The organism is Pseudonocardia sp. SID8383 (genome assembly GCF_009864975.1).
Taxonomy (GTDB): domain Bacteria; phylum Actinomycetota; class Actinomycetes; order Mycobacteriales; family Pseudonocardiaceae; genus Pseudonocardia; species Pseudonocardia alni.
This window is the reverse complement of the sequence record NZ_WWFY01001202.1, coordinates 1-420: the sequence shown is the minus strand read 5'-3', so window position 1 is coordinate 420 and position 420 is coordinate 1. Positions and strand designations below refer to the sequence as shown.

Here is a 420-nt window from a genome sequence, read left to right as displayed (position 1 = left end):
CCGGGACCGCCCCGGCCGCGGCCCGCAGCAGGTCCGGCTGCAGCGCCAGGACGAGGGCGACGGCCGCCACCGCGACCAGGTGCCCCGCGACCCGTTCGAACACCACGGCCCGGACCCCGGCACCGAGGTTCCCCTCGCTGCGCCCGTGGCTGACCGCGCGGTGGACGTCGCCGAGGACCCCGGCGGGCAGCAGCGAGTTGAGGAAGGTGGCGCCGTAGCAGTCGGCCACTGCGCGTCGCGCAGTCAGGCCGAGCCCGATCGAGCGGGCGACCATCCGCCACCGCCAGGCGCTGAGCACGGTCGCGACCGCGCCGAGCAGCAGCGCGGCGACGACCGCCGCCGGCCCCACGCCGCGCAGCCGCTCCAGCACCGGCCCGACACCGACCTGCACGACCAGCGCGGCCAGCAACCCGGCCCCGG

The 420-nt window shown here is 78.8% G+C and carries 1 protein-coding gene; it reads right to left on the bottom strand.

Translation table 11 applies throughout. From position 1 onward, the window contains the following. On the bottom strand, positions 1 to 420 hold a 420-nt coding region (locus tag GTW08_RS29375), incomplete at both ends, for a lysylphosphatidylglycerol synthase domain-containing protein (protein WP_202417873.1).